17 protein-coding genes are annotated in these 19698 nt (G+C 37.6%); 10 read left to right on the top strand and 7 right to left on the bottom strand.

Annotated elements, in window-relative coordinates; genetic code table 11:
* Nucleotides 1-8 precede the first annotated feature (8 nt).
* From KPF51_RS03330 to KPF51_RS03300, 7 genes are all read left to right on the top strand, one after another.
* Nucleotides 9-2927 (top strand): glycosyltransferase, encoded by a 2919-nt coding sequence (locus KPF51_RS03330; RefSeq protein WP_016504510.1) that lies wholly within the window; start codon nt 9-11, stop codon nt 2925-2927.
* A 63-nt stretch (nt 2928-2990) separates the two neighbouring features.
* A complete protein-coding gene (locus KPF51_RS03325; RefSeq protein WP_014326099.1) occupies nt 2991-4163 on the top strand; it encodes a nucleotide sugar dehydrogenase in 1173 nt (390 codons plus the stop codon).
* Entirely contained in the window at nt 4156-5589 is a 1434-nt protein-coding gene (locus KPF51_RS03320; protein WP_061406142.1) for a glycosyltransferase family 2 protein, read from the top strand. Before KPF51_RS03325 ends, KPF51_RS03320 begins: the two co-directional genes overlap by 8 nt.
* Nucleotides 5590-5607: 18 nt before the next feature.
* Entirely contained in the window at nt 5608-6789 is a 1182-nt protein-coding gene (locus KPF51_RS03315) for a polysaccharide biosynthesis/export family protein (RefSeq protein ID WP_061406143.1), read from the top strand.
* Nucleotides 6790-6798: 9 nt separating this feature from the next.
* Complete coding sequence (locus KPF51_RS03310) at nt 6799-7935, top strand: capsule biosynthesis protein (protein WP_061406144.1); 1137 nt, start codon at nt 6799-6801, stop codon at nt 7933-7935.
* On the top strand, nt 7935-8732 hold the full coding sequence (locus KPF51_RS03305; RefSeq protein ID WP_005754209.1) for an ABC transporter permease: 798 nt from the start codon (nt 7935-7937) through the stop codon (nt 8730-8732). Before KPF51_RS03310 ends, KPF51_RS03305 begins: the two co-directional genes overlap by 1 nt.
* Entirely contained in the window at nt 8729-9388 is a 660-nt protein-coding gene (locus tag KPF51_RS03300) for an ABC transporter ATP-binding protein (RefSeq protein WP_005716581.1), read from the top strand. The genes KPF51_RS03305 and KPF51_RS03300 overlap by 4 nt, the downstream gene beginning before the upstream one ends.
* A gap of 31 nt (nt 9389-9419) precedes the next feature.
* On the opposite strand, the gene grxD is transcribed toward KPF51_RS03300, so the two are convergent.
* From grxD to ompA, 5 genes are all read right to left on the bottom strand, one after another.
* Entirely contained in the window at nt 9420-9749 is a 330-nt protein-coding gene (gene grxD / locus KPF51_RS03295) for a Grx4 family monothiol glutaredoxin (protein ID WP_005722395.1), read from the bottom strand.
* A gap of 84 nt (nt 9750-9833) precedes the next feature.
* On the bottom strand, nt 9834-10598 hold the full coding sequence (locus KPF51_RS03290; RefSeq protein WP_005756859.1) for a YgcG family protein: 765 nt from the start codon (nt 10596-10598) through the stop codon (nt 9834-9836).
* The gene (locus KPF51_RS03285) at nt 10591-11040 is read right to left on the bottom strand and encodes a TPM domain-containing protein (RefSeq protein WP_005756861.1); all 450 of its coding nucleotides are present in this window, start codon (nt 11038-11040) and stop codon (nt 10591-10593) included. The genes KPF51_RS03290 and KPF51_RS03285 overlap by 8 nt, the downstream gene beginning before the upstream one ends.
* 26 nt (nt 11041-11066) lie before the next feature.
* Complete coding sequence (locus KPF51_RS03280) at nt 11067-11648, bottom strand: LemA family protein (RefSeq protein ID WP_005722401.1); 582 nt, start codon at nt 11646-11648, stop codon at nt 11067-11069.
* 96 nt (nt 11649-11744) lie between these two features.
* Nucleotides 11745-12806 (bottom strand): porin OmpA, encoded by a 1062-nt coding sequence (ompA, locus tag KPF51_RS03275; protein WP_061406145.1) that lies wholly within the window; start codon nt 12804-12806, stop codon nt 11745-11747.
* A 532-nt stretch (nt 12807-13338) separates the two neighbouring features.
* On the opposite strand from ompA, the gene KPF51_RS03270 reads away from it, so the two are divergent.
* Genes KPF51_RS03270 through hemH form a run of 3 tightly spaced genes read left to right on the top strand, consistent with a single transcriptional unit; the run spans nt 13339 to nt 17819 of the window.
* Complete coding sequence (locus KPF51_RS03270) at nt 13339-16425, top strand: FAD-binding and (Fe-S)-binding domain-containing protein (protein ID WP_061406146.1); 3087 nt, start codon at nt 13339-13341, stop codon at nt 16423-16425.
* Nucleotide 16426: 1 nt separating this feature from the next.
* Nucleotides 16427-16846 (top strand): hotdog fold thioesterase, encoded by a 420-nt coding sequence (locus KPF51_RS03265; protein ID WP_005754218.1) that lies wholly within the window; start codon nt 16427-16429, stop codon nt 16844-16846.
* Entirely contained in the window at nt 16839-17819 is a 981-nt protein-coding gene (gene hemH / locus KPF51_RS03260) for a ferrochelatase (RefSeq protein ID WP_061406147.1), read from the top strand. Before KPF51_RS03265 ends, hemH begins: the two co-directional genes overlap by 8 nt.
* A gap of 49 nt (nt 17820-17868) precedes the next feature.
* Here the strand turns inward: hemH and selD are convergent, their stop codons facing one another.
* Together selD and KPF51_RS03250 are read right to left on the bottom strand one after the other, a co-directional pair.
* Nucleotides 17869-18924 carry a selenide, water dikinase SelD gene (gene selD / locus KPF51_RS03255; protein ID WP_042742611.1) on the bottom strand — a complete coding sequence of 352 codons (1056 nt, stop codon included), beginning with the start codon at nt 18922-18924 and terminating at the stop codon, nt 17869-17871.
* A 221-nt stretch (nt 18925-19145) separates the two neighbouring features.
* Nucleotides 19146-19673, bottom strand: coding sequence for a gluconokinase (locus KPF51_RS03250; protein WP_005754220.1), 528 nt, complete (start codon nt 19671-19673; stop codon nt 19146-19148).
* Nucleotides 19674-19698 lie beyond the last annotated feature (25 nt).

The raw sequence follows: 19698 nt of genomic DNA, 5'->3' as shown, positions 1-19698 counted from the left end.
GACAGAAAATGAATACATTATCACAAGCAATAAAAGCATATAACAGCAATGACTATCAATTAGCACTCAAATTATTTGAAAAGTCGGCGGAAATCTATGGACGGAAAATTGTTGAATTTCAAATTACCAAATGCAAAGAAAAACTCTCAGCACATCCTTCTGTTAATTCAGCACATCTTTCTGTAAATAAAGAAGAAAAAGTCAATGTTTGCGATAGTCCGTTAGATATTGCAACACAACTGTTACTTTCCAACGTAAAAAAATTAGTACTTTCTGACTCGGAAAAAAACACGTTAAAAAATAAATGGAAATTGCTCACTGAGAAGAAATCTGAAAATGCGGAGGTAAGAGCGGTCGCCCTTGTACCAAAAGATTTTCCCAAAGATCTGGTTTTAGCGCCTTTACCTGATCATGTTAATGATTTTACATGGTACAAAAAGCGAAAGAAAAGACTTGGCATAAAACCTGAACATCAACATGTTGGTCTTTCTATTATCGTTACAACATTCAATCGACCAGCAATTTTATCGATTACATTAGCCTGTTTAGTAAACCAAAAAACACATTACCCGTTTGAAGTTATCGTGACAGATGATGGTAGTCAGGAAGATCTATCACCGATCATTCGCCAATATGAAAATAAATTGGATATTCGCTACGTCAGACAAAAAGATAACGGTTTTCAAGCCAGTGCCGCTCGGAATATGGGATTACGCTTAGCAAAATATGACTTTATTGGCTTACTCGACTGTGATATGGCGCCAAATCCATTATGGGTTCATTCTTATGTTGCAGAGCTATTAGAAGATGATGATTTAACAATCATTGGTCCAAGAAAATACATCGATACACAACATATTGACCCAAAAGACTTCTTAAATAACGCGAGTTTGCTTGAATCATTACCAGAAGTGAAAACCAATAATAGTGTTGCCGCAAAAGGGGAAGGAACAGTTTCTCTGGATTGGCGCTTAGAACAATTCGAAAAAACAGAAAATCTCCGCTTATCCGATTCGCCTTTCCGCTTTTTTGCGGCGGGTAATGTTGCTTTCGCTAAAAAATGGCTAAATAAATCCGGTTTCTTTGATGAGGAATTCAATCACTGGGGTGGAGAAGATGTGGAATTTGGATATCGCTTATTCCGTTACGGTAGTTTCTTTAAAACTATTGATGGCATTATGGCCTACCATCAAGAGCCACCAGGTAAAGAAAATGAAACCGATCGTGAAGCGGGAAAAAATATTACGCTCGATATTATGAGAGAAAAGGTCCCTTATATCTATAGAAAACTTTTACCAATAGAAGATTCGCATATCAATAGAGTACCTTTAGTTTCAATTTATATCCCAGCTTATAACTGTGCAAACTATATTCAACGTTGCGTAGATAGTGCACTGAATCAGACTGTTGTTGATCTCGAGGTTTGTATTTGTAACGATGGTTCAACAGATAATACCTTAGAAGTGATCAATAAGCTTTATGGTAATAATCCTAGGGTACGCATCATGTCTAAACCAAATGGCGGAATAGCCTCAGCATCAAATGCAGCCGTTTCTTTTGCTAAAGGTTATTACATTGGGCAGTTAGATTCAGATGATTATCTTGAGCCTGATGCAGTTGAACTGTGCTTAAAAGAATTTTTAAAAGATAAAACGCTAGCTTGTGTTTATACCACTAATAGAAACGTCAATCCGGATGGTAGCTTAATCGCTAATGGTTACAATTGGCCAGAATTTTCACGAGAAAAACTCACAACGGCTATGATTGCTCACCACTTTAGAATGTTCACGATTAGAGCTTGGCATTTAACGGATGGATTCAATGAAAAAATTGAAAATGCCGTAGACTATGACATGTTCCTCAAACTCAGTGAAGTTGGAAAATTTAAACATCTTAATAAAATCTGCTATAACCGCGTATTACATGGTGATAACACATCAATTAAGAAACTTGGCATTCAAAAGAAAAACCATTTTGTTGTAGTCAATCAGTCATTAAATAGACAAGGCATAACTTATTATAATTATGACGAATTTGATGATTTAGATGAAAGTAGAAAGTATATTTTCAATAAAACCGCTGAATATCAAGAAGAGATTGATATCTTAAAAGATATTAAAATCATCCAGAATAAAGATGCCAAAATCGCAGTCAGTATTTTTTATCCCAATACATTAAACGGCTTAGTGAAAAAACTAAACAATATTATTGAATATAATAAAAATATATTCGTTATTGTTCTACATGTTGATAAGAATCATCTTACACCAGATATCAAAAAAGAAATACTAGCCTTCTATCATAAACATCAAGTGAATATTTTACTAAATAATGATATCTCATATTACACGAGTAATAGATTAATAAAAACTGAGGCGCATTTAAGTAATATTAATAAATTAAGTCAGTTAAATCTAAATTGTGAATACATCATTTTTGATAATCATGACAGCCTATTCGTTAAAAATGACAGCTATGCTTATATGAAAAAATATGATGTCGGCATGAATTTCTCAGCATTAACACATGATTGGATCGAGAAAATCAATGCGCATCCACCATTTAAAAAGCTCATTAAAACTTATTTTAATGACAATGACTTAAAAAGTATGAATGTGAAAGGGGCATCACAAGGTATGTTTATGACGTATGCGCTAGCGCATGAGCTTCTGACGATTATTAAAGAAGTCATCACATCCTGCCAGTCAATTGATAGTGTGCCAGAATATAACACTGAGGATATTTGGTTCCAATTTGCACTTTTAATCTTAGAAAAGAAAACCGGCCATGTATTTAATAAAACATCGACCCTGACTTATATGCCTTGGGAACGAAAATTACAATGGACAAATGAACAAATTGAAAGTGCAAAAAGAGGAGAAAATATACCTGTTAACAAGTTCATTATTAATAGTATAACTCTATAAAACACTTGCATTTTATTAAAAATAAAATCCTATAATATTTGCAGTTTAAATAAAGGATAAAAAATGAAGAAAATTACAATTGCTGGGGCTGGCTATGTTGGTTTATCCAATGCAGTATTATTAGCTCAACACCACAATGTGATCTTATTAGATATTGATCAAAATAAAGTTGATTTAATTAATAATAAAAAATCGCCCATCACAGATAAAGAAATCGAAGATTTCTTACAAAATAAATCACTGACAATGATGGCAACAACAGATAAAGAAGTGGCATTAAAAAACGCAGACTTTGTCATCATCGCAACGCCAACAGACTATAATACCGAAACAGGTTATTTTAATACATCCACTGTTGAAGCTGTCATTGAACAAACCCTTTCAATCAATCCACAAGCAACGATTATTATAAAATCAACGATTCCCGTTGGTTTTACCGAAAAAATGCGTGAGAAATTTAATACCCCAAATCTTATCTTTTCACCTGAATTTCTAAGAGAGGGAAAAGCCCTTTACGATAATTTGTATCCAAGCAGAATTATTGTTGGCAGTACTTCTTATCAAGCAAAAGTATTTGCCGATATGTTAACACAGTGTGCCAGAAAAAAAGATGTAACTGTTTTATTTACACACAATACTGAGGCCGAAGCTGTTAAATTATTTGCAAATACGTATCTCGCAATGCGAGTTGCCTTTTTTAATGAATTAGATACTTATGCGAGTCTTCACCATTTAAATACAAAAGACATTATCAATGGTATTTCTACTGATCCTCGCATTGGTACACACTACAATAACCCAAGTTTCGGCTATGGCGGTTATTGTTTACCCAAAGACACTAAACAGTTACTGGCTAACTATGCTGACGTACCTCAAAATCTCATTGAAGCCATTGTCAAATCTAATGAAACCAGAAAACGTTTCATTACTCATGATGTATTAAATAAGAAACCTAAAACTGTTGGTATTTATCGTTTAATCATGAAGTCAGGTTCTGATAACTTCAGAGCTTCTGCTATTCTCGATATTATGCCGCATCTCAAAGAAAACGGTGTTGAGATTGTGATTTATGAGCCAACCTTAAATCAACAGGCATTTGAGGACTACCCCGTTATTAATCAACTCTCTGAATTTATTAATCGCTCTGATGTCATTCTCGCTAATCGTTCTGAGCCCGATTTAAATCAATGTTCCCATAAAATCTATACAAGAGATATTTTTGGCGGTGATGCTTAACCTGTTTAAAATCATAAAAAAGTATGTGCATATTCAATCTTTATTACACAAAAAAGAATATGCCTTACTTTATGCTAAATACATAAACCAGCTTTCTATCAACCAGCAGGCTTATGTTATTTGTCAACTCAAACTCTATGATCTCTTTCTGATTGATCCTAAATGGAGCCACTCTGTTTTTTTCCAGTTAGGATTAATTGCTCGTGGACACGATCATGATAACGATGAAATGGTACGTCGTTTGATCACTTGCACTGATTTTAGCAAAAATAAGCAGTTAATCCTTTCTCAATTACTTGCTTATTCACCCCAAATTGCAACAACATTATGTCCACAGACATATCGTTATCGTGCGCTATATCTCTCATTACTAGCGAATTTAAAAGACTTTGTTCGTTTAAAAGAAGAACTCAATAAGTTGCCGTCATGTGTGTTAAAGAATACACCTCATTACTGTTTGTTACAGAATTTTGTCGAAAAAGAAAACAGCAAGAAATTAGAGAACATTAATCAATTTCTTTACTTTTATAAACTTGGAGAAATAACTACGATAAAGACAGAAGATCCACCTAATACTAATAATATAGTCAGTCATTCGATAGTTAATGACACAAACACCTACTTAAATGCCCCCTTAATTACCATATTAGTGACGACATTTAACAGTCAAAAAAGTATAAAAAACACATTAAATTCATTGTTCAATCAAAGCTATCCAAATATTGAAATTATCGTTATTGATGATCATAGCCAAGATAATACGATGAGTATTCTCCAGGCTTATACTAAGCAATATAAAAATATCAAAATCATTAGCTTAAAAGAAAATGTCGGGACTTATGTCGCAAAAAATATTGGGCTTAAATACGCCTCTGGCGAATTCATCACTTGTCAAGATTCCGATGATTGGGCACACCCACAAAAATTGGCACTTCAGGTGGCTCCTTTATTACAACATAAAGAGTTAATTGTAACTTTTTCTAAGTGGGTAAGGCTCGATCCAATAGGGAATCCTTATGCCCGTACTATTTATCCATTAATGCGTTTAAACCCTTCTTCCGCATTATTCCGTAAAAAAGAAGTGTGTGAAAAAACTGCATTATGGGATTGGGTAAGAATCGGTGCAGATAGCGAATTTAATGCACGCTTAAAATTAATTTTTGGACACAAAGGCTATTACACCGTGAATAAACCTTTGACATTCGGTGCACATCGAGAAAATTCATTAATGACAGCTCAAAGTACTGGCTATGTCAATGGCGTCTCCCTACCTCGTGAAGCATATTGGAAAGCATGGAATATCTGGCATATTTCACAATTACAGCGAGGACACGCCCCTCTTTTATCTTCCTCTCCTAAACGAGAATTTTTTCAATATGACCAACATCCGATCATGGATGTTATTTCTTATGCAATCATTAATTAAATCTTAAGAGAGATTATTATGAAACCAATAAAAACATTATCTATTTCTTTTATCACAACGCTCATCCTCGCTGGCTGTCATAGCATGCCAACTTCGGGACCCTCTCAAAATCATATTATTGGGTTAAAAAAACCACAAAATGAGAGCTTGCCAAGTGTTGATGTGATTGAAATGAATGATAAAGTAGCACACACTTTGTTTAAACAAAAGCAATCGCAATCCTTTACTCAATTCAAACAGCAAAATAGCAACTATGCAGATATCATTAATGTTGGCGATACATTAGATGTGTTGATTTGGGAAGCCGCACCCGCTATTTTATTCGGCAGTGTTCTGTCACAAACTGGTAGTGGCGGTGCAAATCTCACGACATTACCCGAACAAATTGTTGCACGCAATGGAAAAATCACAATCCCATTTTTAGGCCCTATCTTAGTAAAAGGCAAAACACCAGAGCAAATTCAAAGAGATATTGCTCATGCTTTATCCTCCTTAGCAAATAAACCTCAGGTGATTGTTCGTTTAAATAAAAATAACTCAAAAAATGTCACCATTCTCCGCCAAGGCAATAGTGTTAGAATGCCATTAACATCACAAGGGGAACGTGTACTTGATGCTATTGCCGCAGTGGGCGGTGCCACAGAAAATCTACAAGATATTTCCGTTCAGCTTACACGTGGTAAAGAAGTAAAAATGCTTTCCTTAGAAAAATTAGCCACTCATCCTGAAGAAAACATTCTGCTACGTTCAAATGATGTCGTTACATTACTGAATAAACCTCTTAGTTTCACAGGATTAGGTGCACTCGGGACGAATAAACAGGTGAAATTCTCTGCAAATGGCTTAACACTCGCAGAAGGCATCGGAGAAATGGGTGGGCTATTAGATAACCGTGCTGATCCTAAAGGGGTTTTTGTCTTCCGTTATATTCCATTTAATAAATTATCTCTCGCAGAACAAACTAAATGGAAAGCTCGTGGCTATGATAACGACATGGAGATTCCAACAGTTTATAGTATCAATCTACTTAATCCAAACGCGTTGTTTTGGTTACAACGTTTCCCTATTCAAGATAAAGATTTAGTTTATGTATCAAATGCACCAATGGCAGAATTCCAAAAATTCTTAAAATTAGTGTTTTCTATCACCTCTCCTGTTACGGGTACACTTCATAATATTAATGTAATTAAAAATTTATAAGGATAGAGAATGATCGAAACAAAAATGCAAAAAAATCAATTTAAAAAATGGTCCCGAAAATTTCGAAAAATAAGTACACTCTTTAAATACATGGTAATACTTCCAACATGTTGCTCACTCTTTTATTTTAGTTTATGGGCCTCTGATATTTATATTTCTCAATCGAGCTTTGTTGTGCGCACGCCAAAAAATCAAGCCGCATTAAGTAGTGTCGGAGCCCTCTTACAAAGCTCTGGCTTTGCTCGCGCACAAGATGATACTTATACTGTACAAGAATTCATGCGTTCACGTTCTACGCTAGAATTATTAGAAAAAAGTATCCCTATCCGCCAGTTTTATGAGGATAAAGGTGATTTATTTAGCCGCTTTAATCCTCTAAACATTTTCTCGGAACAAGAAGCGTTTTATCAATACTTTAGTAAAAAGCTTTCTGTTAATTTTGATTCAGTATCAGGCATTGCTACGCTCAATATCCGAGCATTCGATCCGAAAGAAGCACAACAAATTAACCAAGAATTGTTAAAACAAGGTGAATATCTTATCAATCGCCTCAATGAGCGTGCGCGAAAAGATACGGTTATGTTTGCTGAACTTGCAGTCAGTGAAGCAGAAAAAAAAGTGACAGAAACTTCTTCTGCATTAAGTGAATACCGTATTAAAAATGGGGTATTCGATTTACAGTCTCAATCAGAAGTGCAATTGTCTTTAATTTCGACATTGCAAAATGAGCTCATTACGATTCAAACACAATTAGACCAAGTACGTTCTATTTCACCAAATAACCCTCAAGTGCAAACATTACTTGCGCGAGCAAATAGTATTCGTAAAGAAATGCAACAACAAGTACAGCAAGTGTTAGGTGGAGGAAATTCAATTGTGACACAAACTGCAGAATATCAACGTTTAGTACTGAATAATACGCTCGCTCAGCAGCAGCTAGGTACTGCAATAACGTCATTACAGAATGCCAGATCAGAGGCAGATCGCCAACAATTGTATTTAGAAATCATTAGTTATCCTAATGAACCCGATTTGGCCTTAGAACCTTACCGTTTATACAATATTCTTGCTACGTTATTTATTTCTTTAATTTTATATGGCATTACTCTTCTCTTATTAGCTAGCATTCGAGAGCATAAAAATTAATGTTATACGATGACCAAACTACACTAAAACACGCTTTTATCATTCAAAATAGAGTGATTGGCGCTCTCCTAATGCGAGAGATCATCACACGCTATGGCAGAAAGAACCTCGGTTTTTTATGGCTATTTGTTGAACCGCTCTTAATGACAGGGCTAATTGTGATCTTGTGGAGTACCTTCCGCGCAGATCAATTTTCTAACCTGAATATCATGGCATTCATGATCACAGGCTACCCGTTGATGATGATGTGGCGCAATGCATCAAATAGGGCGATTGGTGCGGTTTCTGCCAATAGTACCCTACTCTATCATCGTAATGTCAGAGTGCTTGACACGTTAATTGCTAGGATGATCTTGGAAATATCCGGTGCAACCATTGCTCAAGTCGTTTTAATGAGTTTTTGTATTGCACTGGATTGGATACCTATGCCACAGGATATTTTCTATATGCTACTTGCATGGTTTTTGATGGCGATATTTGCAATCGGATTTGGCTTTATTATTTGTTCTATATCGCATCATATTGAAGTATTCGGTAAATTGTGGGGAATACTAAGCTTTGCGATGATGCCATTATCTGGCACCTTCTTTTTTGTTTACAATCTCCCCCCACAAGCGAGAGAATATTTACTCTGGATGCCAATGATTCATGGTTCAGAAATGTTCAGACACGGGTACTTTGGTGATTCTGTTATTACACTAGAAAATCCTTATTTCCTCATTTTATGTGACTTAATTTTTCTACTAATTGGGTTATTAATGGTTGCACACTTCAGTAAAGGGATAGAGCCTCGATGATTTATGTAGAAAACGTCTGTAAAAAATACCTTAATCGTACGGGGTGGCATACCGTATTAGACGATGTGAGTTTCTCACTTAGAAAAGGGCAAAAAGTCGGTATCCTCGGAAAAAATGGGGCAGGGAAATCAACCCTTATCCGTTTACTCAGTGGTGTGGAACCACCTACATCAGGAAAAATTACACGTAAAATGAGCATATCTTGGCCATTAGGCTTCAGTGGTGCATTCCAAGGTAGCTTAACGGGTATGGATAATTTACGTTTTATTGCGAGGATCTATAATGCAGATATCGATTATGTAAAGCGTTTTACTGAAGAGTTCTCTGAGCTAGGTAAATACTTATATGAGCCCGTACGGACCTATTCATCAGGGATGAAAGCTCGCTTAGCTTTCGCTTTATCACTTTCTATCGAATTTGATTGTTATCTGATTGATGAAATTATTGCAGTTGGTGATGCACGCTTTGCTGATAAGTGTAAATATGAGTTATTTGAGAAAAGAAAAGATCGTTCATTGATCTTAGTTTCTCATAGCCCGAATGCAATTCGAGAATATTGTGATAATGCGATGGTTCTCCATAATGGCATTATGCATCATTTCAATTCCATTGATATTGCATATCAATTTCATAATAATGCATTACAAACCAAATAACAAAAACCCGCTTATCGCGGGTTTTTGATGTTTATTCCTGAGGATATTTTGCTGCAACATCAGCTAATAGCGTTTGTAACTCACCTTGTTGGAACATTTCTAAAATAATGTCACAACCACCGACTAATTCTCCATCAACCCATAATTGTGGGAAAGTTGGCCAATTTGCATAAGCTGGTAACTCAGCACGAATATCTGGATGTTGTAAGATATCCACATAACCAAAAGGCACTTTGCAATGCATAAGGGCTTCTACGGCACGTGCAGAGAAACCGCATGATGGGAATTTTGGTGAGCCTTTCATGTAAATAAGAATAGGGTTTTCACTGATTTGTTTTTTGATTTTATCTAAGGTTTCCATAATTTTCCTCAAAAGTAATGAAACGGTGTTATTGTAGCATACAGAAAAAGCGCAACCAATAACCCGACTAAAATAATCAACTACTCACCAACTTCCACCGGCACCGCCACCGCCAAAACTTCCTCCGCCGAATCCTCCACCAGATCCACCGCCACCAAAGCCACCAAAACCACCGTTACCACCCGAGCGGCGTCGGTAACGTGGTAAAGAAGATGTACGTGATGTCGACTGATGACGACTTGGACTCACATAATCACCGGGTAAGAATTCATTGAACAAGATAAACGCGACAAAAATAGCAATCATCAAGAAAGGAATATACTCTTCCCATGTTTCTTCCACTACTTGACTCGCATCAAACTCCCCTTTACTTGCGGCAATGAGATAATCTAATCCTTGATGAATTCCCATCGCGTATTGTTCTTCTTTAAAGTGCGGTGTAATTTGGTTGCGAATTAATTGGGATAAGAAAGCATCGGGTAATACCCCCTCCAGACCTTGTCCTACGGCAATAAACAGTTTGCGGTCTTGCTTAGCTACGAGCATTAATACGCCATTATCTAATTGCTTACGTCCAATACCCCACTTATCCCCTAATTCAAACGCATATTGTGAAATATCATACTCTTGTGTAGAAGGAATGATCACCACTGCAATCTGTGAACTGGTTTCTTGCCCATAATGACGCAGTTTACGCTCCAATACCGCCTTATCATTGTCTGATAATGTATGGGTATAATCATTCACATATTGAAATGGATTTGGTACGGGTGGAAAGTGTGCTGAAAATACCGGCATAGCACACAAAATTGTGACAAAAAACACCGCACTTTTTAGCCATTTACCCATTGATAATTACCTCATTATCCAGTTCATTTTTATCATCTGGTTGAATAGGAAAATAGTTTGCTAATTCTTTAGTGATATTGTCAATGGCGACAATAATTCCTTGCGTATACGCATTTTGGCGGAAATGGCTTATCATCAAATCACATTGTTGTTGCCAAAATGCATCACCAACGTATTGATGAATCCCTTGATCACCAATAATCGCACACTGATGCGCGCGAAAAGCCACGTAAATTAACACGCCATTATGGGCTTCTGTTGCTTGCATGCCGAGCTCATCAAAAATCTGTAATGCTCGTTCAAACCCCGTGTTCACTTGTGCCTTACGAGGTATTTTACGTTCTACATATACCCTTAATTCAGCCGAAGTTTGCTTTTCAAGTTGAAAAATTGCTTTTTCAACTTGTTGTTTATCAATAGGAATCTTTGAAAATAACGGCATGTTTTGTCTTCTTTCGTAGAAATAAATTAATTAAAATTGACAACAGGCGCAGTTTCAGCACCTTCAGCTGATTTAAAATACGGTTTTTCCTTGAAGCCAAATAATATTGCAACTAATTTAGTTGGGAATTGGCGTACTTTTTGATTATACACGCGTGCTGCTTCGTTAAACTTATTACGTGCAACATTGATACGGTTTTCTGTCCCTTCTAATTGCGCTTGTAAATTCATAAAACCTTCATTGGCTTTTAGCGTTGGATATTGCTCAACTGTCACTAATAAACGTGATAGCGCTGAACTCACTTCATTTTGATTTTGTTGGAATTTCGCAAGTTGTTCTTCGGAAAGATTCGCCGGGTCAATTTTCGTTTGTGTCGCTTTGGCTCGCGCTTCTATCACTTGCGTTAAAGTATTTTTTTCAAAATCAGCCTGACCTTTCACCGTATTGACTAAATTAGGGATTAGATCCGCTCGACGTTGATAAGATGATTCGACATTAGCCCAAACTGATTCGATTTCTTCCTCTGCTTTGACTAAACCATTGTAACTCCCCATTAACGTAAAGCCCGTTACAATAGCCACGATGATGAGAACAATCCACTTTTTCATTTTCTGTTCCTCAAATAAAATATCAATTTATAAAACAAAAGACCTAAACATAGGTTTAGGTCTTTTTATATTCTTGCTATAAGTTTAACAAATTAATTATTTGTTACCTTTAACAGCGATTTCAACGCGACGATCGTCAGCTAAACATGCGATAAGAGCTTTACGACCTTTAACTGAATCACATTTGTTACCAGTTACAGGGTTCGCTTCACCGTGACCTGTTGCGCTGATAGCGTTTTGTGCAACACCTTTCGCTACTAAGTAGTTAGCCACAGTGTCAGCACGACGTTGTGATAATTTTAAGTTGTATGCATCAGAACCTAAACGGTCTGTGTAACCAGCAACTGCAACAGAGGCAGATTTTAACTGGGCGATTTCACCGTAGATACCATCTAACACGTTTTGTGCAGCTGGTTTTAAGTCAGCTTTATCGAAACCGAATGTAACATCAGAGTTTAATGTGAATGTTTTGCTCACAACTTCTGGCACATAAACAGATTGACCGAAACGGTAAGATAAACCAGCTGTTACAGAACCGATGTCTGGTCTGTAATCTACGCGATTGCCATCAACATCTTTCAATTTACCAACATTATTTACCCATTGATATTCAACACGTAAAGCTAACTCAGGCATAAACGCATATTCTAAACCACCTGCAAATACTGGAGATACTTGCGTGCTATGAGTTCTCTTCAACTGTGGTAATTTTGCAGGGTCAGAATGATCATACACTTTGTAATCTGAGCGAATTAATGCAGCACCAACACGCGCATAAACGTCTAAACCATCAAGTACAGGGTAGCTTGCTTTTAAGCTTAAATGTGCACCGTGGTTAGTATGTTTTGCTACATCTCTTGCTTTTTGATCTGTTTCAGCTATACGTAACTTAGCACGACCAAAATCATCATAGCCTAACTCTACTGCGAAATTATCAGTGATTTGATAACCACCAAACACACCATAAGTAACACTATTACGTTTAAAGCCAAATGTAGCGTCAGCAGCTTCAAGATATTTAGCTTGATTTAAACCATCGTGGAAAGATGCCCAACCTGCTTTAGCACCTACATAGAATGTGTTAGGTTGTGGTGCAGCTTGTGCAACTGAAGCTGCGGCTAGTGCAGCGATAGTCAATGCGATTGCAGTTTTTTTCATTTGGATGATCCTCTTAATTTAGTCATCTTTAAAATTAAAACCAAGTTTTAGCTAAAGCAATTTTAATTAAAACTTGGAACACAACAATTTGTGTTCATTTTCATCTTAAACTTTTTCGACTTAAAAGTGAACTCTTTTTAATCTACTCAGTCTAATTCCTTACATCGATATGGGGGAATTTGCCCTAATTGCTTTTGACAAATTCTTTCCTTTAATTAAATACTTAAGCTAAAGGAATATTCAAAAGTACCTATATTATCCTACCTTAATATTGTCAGGTCAAACTGTTTTTAGTAACACTGTATAAAGTTTAATCAAAAAAGAGGCAAATAGTTCAAAAAACAATCAAACGATATTATTTTTTATACGCTTACCTGATTTTCTCCCACCTCAAAAGCCCCTTTTTCGTGAAAAATTTCCATCTAAATTCTACGACTCTATGTTAAACTCTGAACACGATATATACCTAATGACCCCCTTATAACAATTAATCGAATATTAACTTTTATTTTGAATTAACAGAGTGATTAATATGCTACCTCGTTTGACAAATATCCCACAGCTTACACCACTTGTTTCTGCTTATTTAAATGATTTACAAGCACAACACTTTGAAGGGGATATTTCCACACATTATGCGGAACGTTTAAGTTTAGCCACTGATAACAGTGTTTATCAGCAACTGCCACAAGCAATTTTATTTCCTAAAAGTATCGCAGATGTGGTCAGATTAACCAAGCTAGCTCAACAACATGCCTATAAAAGCTTGACGTTTACTCCTCGTGGTGGTGGAACTGGTACTAACGGACAATCCTTAAACAATAATATTATTGTTGATCTCTCTCGCCATATGACAGCGATTTTAGAACTGAATGTAGAACAACGTTGGGTAAAAGTACAAGCGGGTGTGGTCAAGGATCAACTTAATCAATTTTTAAAACCTTATGGTTTATTCTTCTCGCCAGAACTTTCTACCAGTAACCGTGCTACCTTAGGCGGTATGATCAATACCGATGCTTCAGGACAAGGCTCCTTACAATACGGTAAAACCTCTGATCACGTTTTGGGATTACGTGCGGTGTTAATGAATGGCGAGATTTTAGAAACCGGTGCGCTCAAAACAGAAGAATTTGCTGACAATTTGGTTCAATCTCATCTGTCCAAAAGTCATCAATATTTACACCAAGAAATTTTCCAACGTTGCCAGCAAAAACGAGCACAAATCCTGCATGATTTGCCTCAATTAAACCGTTTTATTACTGGCTATGATCTGAAAAACGTCTTTAATCATGACGAAAGTGAATTCAACTTAACTCGAATTTTAACCGGTTCAGAAGGCTCTTTGGCTTTTATTTGTGAAGCAACACTCGATCTGACACCGATTCCACAATATCGTACTTTAATTAATGTGAAATACAGTTCCTTTGATGCGGCATTACGCAATGCCCCTTTTATGGTAAAAGCGAATGCACTTTCAGTGGAAACCGTTGATTCAAAAGTCTTAAACTTGGCTAAGCAGGATATTATTTGGCATTCCGTCAGCGAATTGTTGACTGAACAAGAAGAAAACCCGATTCTAGGGCTCAATATCGTGGAATACGCTAGCAACGATAAAGGGCAAATTCATCGACAAGTGCAGGCACTTTGTGCGGAACTCGATAAAAAAATCACTCATCAGCAAGATGCGATTATCGGCTATCAAGTCTGCTCAGATTTAGCGTCGATTGAACGCATTTATGCGATGCGCAAAAAAGCTGTGGGATTATTAGGCAACGCGAAAGGGATGGCAAAGCCGATTCCTTTTGTGGAAGACAGCTGTGTGCCACCTGAGCATCTGGCGGACTATATTGCAGAATTTCGTGCCCTATTGGATGCCCACAAATTAGATTACGGAATGTTTGGTCATGTGGACGCCGGTGTGTTACATGTTCGTCCTGCCTTAAATTTATGTGATAAAGCGCAAGTAAAACTGTTTAAAGAAATTTCTGACCAAGTGGTCGCTCTGACCCATAAATATGGTGGTTTAATTTGGGGGGAACACGGTAAAGGTATGCGTTCACAGTATGGCGAAACCTTTTTCACTCCTGAGTTATGGCAAGAATTGCGCTATATTAAGTTTTTATTTGACCCAGATAACCGCTTAAATCCGGGTAAAATCTGCACACCTTTAAACAGCAACGCAGAACTCTACTCTATTCTTTCACCAATGCGTGCTGATCATGATCGACAAATCCCCATTCAAATGCGTGAAACATTTAATGGCGCGATGAACTGTAATGGTAATGGGTTATGCTTTAACTTTGATGTCCATAGTGCAATGTGTCCATCGATGAAGATCAGTAAAAATCGCCTCTTTTCACCGAAAGGGCGTGCCAGCATGATCCGTGAATGGCTCCGTTTACTGGCGAATGAAAATGTGACGCCAGAGCAATTAAACTTCCGCCACCACGATGTCAAGATGACCGACTTTGTCGCCAAAATACGCAATACTGTGCAAAAATGGCGTGGTGAATATGATTTTTCCCATGAAGTCAAAGCCGCAATGGATACCTGCTTAGCCTGTAAAGCCTGTGCAAGTCAATGTCCAATTAAAATTGATGTACCGAATTTCCGTGCTAAATTTTTCCATTTTTACTATGGTCGTTATTTACGTTCTGCCAAAGATCACGTTATCGCCAATGTCGAATATATGGCACCGCTAATGGCAAAAAAACCCGCATTTTTTAATTTCTTCACGACCTCTAAATTTGCTCAAATAGCAGCAGAGAAAGTCTTAGGGATTGTAGATTTACCCACACTTTCAGAACCGTCACTGGCACAACAATTAATCGAAATTGATTACCAAGCTTACAGTCTGGAACAATTAGAACGCTTATCTGAACAAGAAAAACAGCGTACCGTACTGATTGTGCAAGACCCTTTTACGTCTTATTATGACGCTAAGGTTGTCGCTGATTTTGTTGCACTACTCCAGAAACTGACTTATAAACCTGTGCTGTTGCCATTTAAACCTAACGGTAAAGCGTTACACGTCAAAGGCTTCTTGAACCGATTTGCGAAAACCGCCCAAAATCAAGCGGACGTTTTATCACGTTTAGCGAAATTAGGGATACCAATGGTTGGAGTTGACCCTGCTATTGTATTGACTTATCGCGATGAATATAAAGAGATCTTAGGTCAGGCGCGAGGTGACTTTGAAGTCCTAACGTCACAAGAGTGGCTGACAAGCCAGCAAACACAATTACAAACGCTGATTCAAAATTTTGCCAAAACCGACCGCACTTATCCAACGCAACAATGGTATTTATTTTCGCATTGTACCGAGTCCACCGCATTGCCCAACAGTGGCAAAGGGTGGCAACAACTGTTTGCCTTATTTGGACAAGAATTGAAAATTGAAAATGTCGGTTGCTGCGGTATGGCGGGGACCTTTGGGCATGAAACAGCACACTTAGCCATGTCAAAAGATATTTATGCTTTATCATGGGCAAAAAAATTAGCCGGAAAAGATCCGCACTTTTGTTTAGCAACGGGTTATTCTTGCCGTAGTCAAGTGAAGCGCTTAGAAAAATGGCAACCTCAACATCCCGTACAAGCCTTACTCAGTTTATTAAAATAAGATGATTTGGAAAAAAAAATATTCGCTTGAGCAAATGAACTTGCTTAGCCAAAACACCGCTATTTCGCACCTTGCCATTCAGTTTAGTGCTCAAGGGGAAAACTGGTTGGAAGCCACTATGCCAGTGGATCAACGTACCATTCAACCCATGGGATTTTTGCATGGTGGCCTTTCAGTTGCATTGGCAGAAACAATTGGATCAATGGCGGGTTTTTGTTGTATAACTGAAAACCAGTTTGTATTGGGCTTAGAAATCAATGCCAATCACTTACGTCCAGTCAAACAAGGGATCGTGACAGCCAGAGCGACACCTATTCATTTAGGCACACGAACACAGGTTTGGCAAATTGAAATCAAAGATCAGCAAGATCAACTTTGTTGTCTTTCTCGTTTAACGCTTTCAGTGGGGAATCATGAATAAAGCAAAAACTGGGGTTTTATTGGTGAATTTAGGTACACCAGAAAGCCCTACACCAAAGGCTATCTCTCGTTATTTATGGCAATTTTTAACTGATCCTCGTGTCGTCGATTTACCGCGTTATAAATGGTTTCCTTTATTAAAAGGGATTATTTTGCCGTTACGCGCTAAACGTGTCGCCAAAAATTACGCTTCAATTTGGACTGAGCAAGGTTCTCCGCTTTTAACCATTACCCGAGAACAACAACACGCTTTACAAACCTATTTTAAACAACAAGAAAAAAATATTGTCGTTGAAGTCGCGATGACTTACGGAGAACCCTCCATAAAATCAGCAATGCAACGCTTATCCACACAGCAGGTGGATAACCTCATCGTGTTTCCACTCTATCCACAATATAGTAGCTCAACCACAGGCGCGGTCTTTGATGCCTTTGCTCAAGTGCTAAAAACACAACGTGGTGTCTTACCCTTTGATTTTATTCATTCTTATCATACTAATGAGGACTATATTGCAGCTTTAGTTACTACGATTCAGGAGCACTTCCAGCCGGATGAGTTTTTGTTATTCTCTTTCCATGGCATTCCTGTGCGTTATGAAAATATGGGGGATTATTACCGCGAGCATTGTAAACAAACCGTGTTGGCTGTCATTGACCGTTTAGGACTCACTGAGAATCAATGGGGGCTTTCCTTTCAATCTCGCTTTGGTAAAGAAGAATGGTTACAACCTTATACAGACCAATTCCTAGCCCAAGCACCGAGCCAGAATATTCAGAAAATGGCGGTTATCTGTCCTGGCTTTGCAGCAGATTGTTTGGAAACACTAGAGGAAATTGAGGAAGAAAATAAAGAGATCTTCCTTGCTAATGGTGGAATCTCATATCGTTACATTCCTGCGCTCAATGCATGCCCAGAACACATTCAAATGATGGCGAATTTGATTCTGAATAAACTCAATCAAACAAGTAAATAACAAAAAAATCCCAAGTCTTTCACTTGGGATTTTCACTTTCATAGTCAGTTTAAAGCACCGTGATTAAAATTGGGTTGTCATGTTCTTTGGCAAATAATCGCCCCACTTCAAATAATTCAATGCCGTCATCCGCAGCGATTTCCAACACTTGTTGTTCACTGTCTGCGTCCACTGCGATCAATAACCCACCCGATGTTTGAGGATCACATAAAATGGCTTTTTGTAAATCGCTCATTGCTCCAATTTTGTGTCCGTAACTTTCAAAATTACGTTCAGTACCGCCCGGAATACAGCCTTTTTCAATATAACGTTGTACACCATCGAGTGTTTTTATCTTATCAAAATACACTTCGGCACGTACTCCAGAGCCTTCACAAAGCTCACTTAAATGCCCTAATAAACCAAATCCCGTCACATCTGTCATGGCGCTAATGCCTGCTATCTCAGCAAATTTTGCACCAATAGTATTCATTTGACACATCACTTCCGTTGCTAACCCTTGATGTTCTGCTTTCAATTTGCCTTTTTTTTCCGCTGTGGTTAATACACCGATTCCTAACGGTTTTGTTAAAAACAATTTACAACCTGCCGTCGCTGATGCATTTTTCTTTACTTTATCTGTGTTAATTATCCCCGTCACAGCTAAACCAAAAATCGGCTCTGGCGCATCAATCGAGTGTCCACCTGCTAGCGTAATCCCTGCCTGACGACAAGCAAAACGCCCCCCGTCAACAATACGTTGTGCCACTTCAGGAGGCAATAATTTAATAGGGAAACCTAAAATTGCAATCGCCATTATCGGTTTCCCTCCCATTGCAAAAATATCACTGATCGCATTTGTTGCGGCAATACGTCCAAAATCAAATGGGTCATCGACAATAGGCATAAAAAAATCCGTGGTACTAATGATACCAATCCCATTACCAATCTCATAAACCGCAGCATCGTCTTTAGTTTCATTACCCACCAAAAGATGCGGATCTACCCATTTTTCCATGTCAGAGTGTAAAATCTTTTCGAGGACTTTCGGCGAAATTTTACAGCCGCATCCTGCGCCATGACTGTATTGGGTTAAACGCACTGTGCTAGCAATTGTGTCATTCATTTCCTGCTCAAGTGCGGTAAGATTTTGCTCAATTTTGGCTTGCATTTTCAGATCTCCTAACCAATAATCTAGTTTGATTATACGTCAGTTAAAGAAAAAAGACATTGAGAAAACATGATCAAGCGTAAACGTCCTACTTTGCAAGATATTGCAATAACTGCTTGTATTGTTAGAATACTAATTAACTAAAAGATGAAAAAACAATCTCATTTTTCATATATTCATAACTTTTGAATTAAAGGAATCACTGCTTTAACACAACGTTCAACTATTTGTTCAAACGTCCCATCAATACTGATATGAATGACGTCTGGCTCATCTGCTTGGGGAATTTCCAATGTGTCAAATTGGCTTTTTAGCATTTCTGGTTTCATGTAATGCCCTTTACGTTGCTTCATTCGTTCTAACACTAATTCAAAAGGACCATGTAAAAAAATAAACTTCACATCATTGCCATCACGAATCAAATCACGATATTGTTTTTTTAACGCTGAACAGATAATAATCCCAACTTCACTTTTCTGCTCTAAACTAAATGCCGCATCACGAATACGTTCTAACCAAGGGGCTCTATCTTCATCGTTTAATGGTATCCCTTGCCCCATCTTAATGATATTAGCTCGTGGATGAAGATCATCACCGTCAATGAGTTTAATCCCTAAGCGTTGTGCGACAACTGTGCCAACCGAGGTTTTTCCTGTACTGGAAACACCCATCAAAATGAATCCTTTTCCTAATTTTTTTTCCATTATTCAACTCCTTAGCAAAACTGAT

It is taken from the genome of Pasteurella sp. XG20, from assembly GCF_018968665.1.
Classification (GTDB): domain Bacteria; phylum Pseudomonadota; class Gammaproteobacteria; order Enterobacterales; family Pasteurellaceae; genus Pasteurella; species Pasteurella multocida.
Note: the sequence above shows the minus strand (reverse complement) of the source record. Positions and strands in the feature narration are given on the sequence as shown.

Bases quoted from the DNA above. Each gene is read 5' to 3' on its own strand.
- grxD (WP_005722395.1), bottom strand. From the start codon at position 9,749: ATGGAAACCTTAGATAAAATCAAAAAACAAATCAGTGAAAACCCTATT.
- KPF51_RS03325 (WP_014326099.1), top strand. From the start codon at position 2,991: ATGAAGAAAATTACAATTGCTGGGGCTGGCTATGTTGGTTTATCCAAT.
- KPF51_RS03290 (WP_005756859.1), bottom strand. From the start codon at position 10,598: ATGGGTAAATGGCTAAAAAGTGCGGTGTTTTTTGTCACAATTTTGTGT.
- KPF51_RS03270 (WP_061406146.1), top strand. From the start codon at position 13,339: ATGCTACCTCGTTTGACAAATATCCCACAGCTTACACCACTTGTTTCT.
- KPF51_RS03315 (WP_061406143.1), top strand. From the start codon at position 5,608: ATGAAACCAATAAAAACATTATCTATTTCTTTTATCACAACGCTCATC.
- KPF51_RS03250 (WP_005754220.1), bottom strand. From the start codon at position 19,673: ATGGAAAAAAAATTAGGAAAAGGATTCATTTTGATGGGTGTTTCCAGT.
- selD (WP_042742611.1), bottom strand. From the start codon at position 18,924: ATGAATGACACAATTGCTAGCACAGTGCGTTTAACCCAATACAGTCAT.
- KPF51_RS03305 (WP_005754209.1), top strand. From the start codon at position 7,935: ATGTTATACGATGACCAAACTACACTAAAACACGCTTTTATCATTCAA.
- KPF51_RS03330 (WP_016504510.1), top strand. From the start codon at position 9: ATGAATACATTATCACAAGCAATAAAAGCATATAACAGCAATGACTAT.
- ompA (WP_061406145.1), bottom strand. From the start codon at position 12,806: ATGAAAAAAACTGCAATCGCATTGACTATCGCTGCACTAGCCGCAGCT.
- KPF51_RS03310 (WP_061406144.1), top strand. From the start codon at position 6,799: ATGATCGAAACAAAAATGCAAAAAAATCAATTTAAAAAATGGTCCCGA.
- KPF51_RS03320 (WP_061406142.1), top strand. From the start codon at position 4,156: ATGCTTAACCTGTTTAAAATCATAAAAAAGTATGTGCATATTCAATCT.
- KPF51_RS03265 (WP_005754218.1), top strand. From the start codon at position 16,427: ATGATTTGGAAAAAAAAATATTCGCTTGAGCAAATGAACTTGCTTAGC.
- KPF51_RS03300 (WP_005716581.1), top strand. From the start codon at position 8,729: ATGATTTATGTAGAAAACGTCTGTAAAAAATACCTTAATCGTACGGGG.
- KPF51_RS03285 (WP_005756861.1), bottom strand. From the start codon at position 11,040: ATGCCGTTATTTTCAAAGATTCCTATTGATAAACAACAAGTTGAAAAA.
- hemH (WP_061406147.1), top strand. From the start codon at position 16,839: ATGAATAAAGCAAAAACTGGGGTTTTATTGGTGAATTTAGGTACACCA.
- KPF51_RS03280 (WP_005722401.1), bottom strand. From the start codon at position 11,648: ATGAAAAAGTGGATTGTTCTCATCATCGTGGCTATTGTAACGGGCTTT.